General features: G+C 40.8%; 3 protein-coding genes. 1 reads left to right on the top strand and 2 read right to left on the bottom strand.

The annotated features are described in order from the left end of the window. The coding region (locus tag WBJ10_RS07840) for a TonB-dependent receptor plug domain-containing protein (RefSeq protein ID WP_424289017.1) at positions 1-830 on the bottom strand (830 nt) is incomplete at its 3' end. 242 nt (positions 831-1,072) lie between these two features. Here WBJ10_RS07840 and WBJ10_RS07835 point away from each other — a divergent pair. Continuing rightward, on the top strand, positions 1,073-1,969 hold the full coding sequence (locus WBJ10_RS07835) for a 3-hydroxyacyl-CoA dehydrogenase family protein (protein ID WP_424289019.1): 897 nt from the start codon (positions 1,073-1,075) through the stop codon (positions 1,967-1,969). A 33-nt stretch (positions 1,970-2,002) separates the two neighbouring features. Here the strand turns inward: WBJ10_RS07835 and WBJ10_RS07830 are convergent. Next, positions 2,003-2,556 (bottom strand): DALR anticodon-binding domain-containing protein (locus tag WBJ10_RS07830; RefSeq protein WP_424289015.1); only part of this gene is annotated, 554 nt, incomplete at its 5' end.

Raw genomic sequence — 2,556 nt, 5'->3', positions numbered from 1 at the left:
CTGAATTCATCAGCAGACATATACTTCAATAAGCTAGTTGGCTCAGAGACTCCGGTGAAGTAGTCAAAACTTACAGCGGTTTTCTTATTTAAAGAACCACTTTTAGTTTTAATAAGTACAACGCCATTTGAACCTCTGGATCCATATATCCCTACAGCAGCCGCGTCTTTCAAGACTGTCATAGATTCAATATCATTCGCATTAATGTTAAGAAGCGGATTCAAACCTGCACCGCCACCCTGAGCAGACGAGTAAGTTCCATCATTCAAAGGCACTCCATCAACCACAAATAAAGGTTGGCCTCCCCCAGTTATAGAAGATGCACCTCTGATACGAATAGAAGATGCAGCACCTAAAACACCCGAAGAGTTGGTCATTTGAACACCGGCAGCCTGTCCCTGTAATAATTGTTGAGGGCTGGTCATAGGTACATTCTTAAACGCCTCTGCACTAACTGTAGAAACTGCCTGAGTACTTAATGTTTTACTCTGTACACCGTAACCAATCACAACCACCTCAGAAAGCTGCGCAGCATCTGTTATCAAACGAGCATCAACACGATTTGAAGAACCTATATTTACATCCTGTGTAACATAGCCGATATAAGTAAAGCTAAGAGTTGTAGCATTCGACGGAATAGAAAGTGAATAGTTTCCATCTGTACCTGTAGAAGTCCCGGCAGTGCCGCCTTTCACACGTACAGATACACCTGGTAAAGGCAGTCCGTCATCAGCGCCCACAACTCTACCAGTGATCGTCTTATTCTGGGCAATTGCAGTAGTAATTGCAAACAACCCCAACAATAAGAAAGCTAGTAATTTTCTTTTCATTTGAATATAGTTTAATTTATTAAATGGATTTACTTTACCCTCATTGGTAAAGGGTATTAATGTGCAAGAATAGTTATTTCTGCACATATATGGTATACCTGACATGTAACATTAACGTAACAAAAGTGTTGCGACTTTAATTAATTTAAAATTGTTTTAAAGGTCGAAACAGCAGTTTTAATACCCAAACATCATTTATCTTTACAACCGTTTTTATGGGGTTTCAAACAATGCAATCAAAGATTTTTATGAATTATATCTCAGTAATAGGATCCGGTACCATGGGAAATGGAATTGCGCATACGTTTGCACTTTCAGGCTTCAAAGTAAACATTATTGACCTCTCCCAGGACAGGATAACAGAAGCAATTAACACTATTAGCAAAAACCTTGATCGCCAACTTCAGAAAGGCACCATAACAAGTTCCCAACACACTGAAGCCATCGGAAATATCCAGGGTTTTACCTTGCTAGAAGCCGGAGTTAAAGATGCTGATTTGGTGATTGAAGCCGCTACGGAGAATGTTGACATCAAGTTGAAGATATTTGCTGATCTTGATAAGCTGTGTAAACCCACCGCCATACTAGCTTCGAACACTTCTTCCATTTCCATCACTAAAATCGCTGCGGTGACCGCACGTCCTGAACTGGTAATTGGTATGCACTTCATGAACCCGGTACCTGTGATGAAATTGGTAGAAGTTATCAGAGGCTTTAATACTTCTGATAAGACAACTAATCAGATTATGGACCTTTCCGTTAAGATCGGAAAAGTTCCGGTGGAGGTTAATGACTATCCTGGTTTTGTAGCGAACCGCATCCTCATGCCGATGATTAATGAAGCTATTCAATGTCTCAATGAAGGAGTTGCAGGTGTAACTGAAATAGACACGGTAATGAAACTTGGCATGTCACACCCAATGGGGCCATTGCAGTTAGCCGACTTCATAGGACTTGATGTTTGTCTTGCTATATTAAATGTATTGCATCAAGGCTTTGGTAATCCTAAATATGCACCTTCTCCCCTGCTGGTTAATATGGTGGCATCAGGGCAACTGGGAGTTAAATCGGGAAGCGGATTTTATGATTACAGTGCGGGCATAAAGGAGGCCGTGCTTTCTAAGAAATTTAAAAAGTAACCTTTCACCTTTCACCGTTCAACTTTTAACTTACTACATCCGGTCCGGCACATCAATCCCCAGCATCTTCATACTCTTAGCGATAACCGCAGCAGTAGCAAAGGCGAGGTCGAGCCGGAAGTTTCGAACACTTACGTCTTCTGCTTTTAAAATGCTCTCCTCATGGTAGAACTTATTGAACAGCTTGGCAAGCTCGAATACATAATTTGCTACTAAAGCTGGACTATAGTCTTTAGCTGCAGAAGCAATAACATCCGGATATTTTGAAAGCAAGACAATTAAATCTTTTTCCAGTGCTGTCAGATTTTGTGAGTAGCCTTCAGTTAATTTCGATTGATACTCTGCTTTAGCAAGCACCGATTTTATCCTCGCATGAGTATACTGGATAAAAGGCCCCGTGTGGCCCTGAAAATCTATAGATTCGTTAGGATCGAATAAAAGCCGCTTTTTGGGTTCTACCTTTAAAAGGAAGAACTTAAGAGCACCCAAGCCAATCATTTCATAAAGCTTATTCTTCTCTTCTTCGGTAAATCCATCAACTTTTCCCAGTTCCTCCGTGCGTTCTTTCGCTGTGCGAATCATCTCAT

The sequence above is a fragment of the Daejeonella sp. genome (assembly GCF_049655485.1).
Lineage (GTDB): Bacteria > Bacteroidota > Bacteroidia > Sphingobacteriales > Sphingobacteriaceae > Daejeonella.
This window is presented reverse-complemented; position numbering and strand designations above follow the sequence as displayed.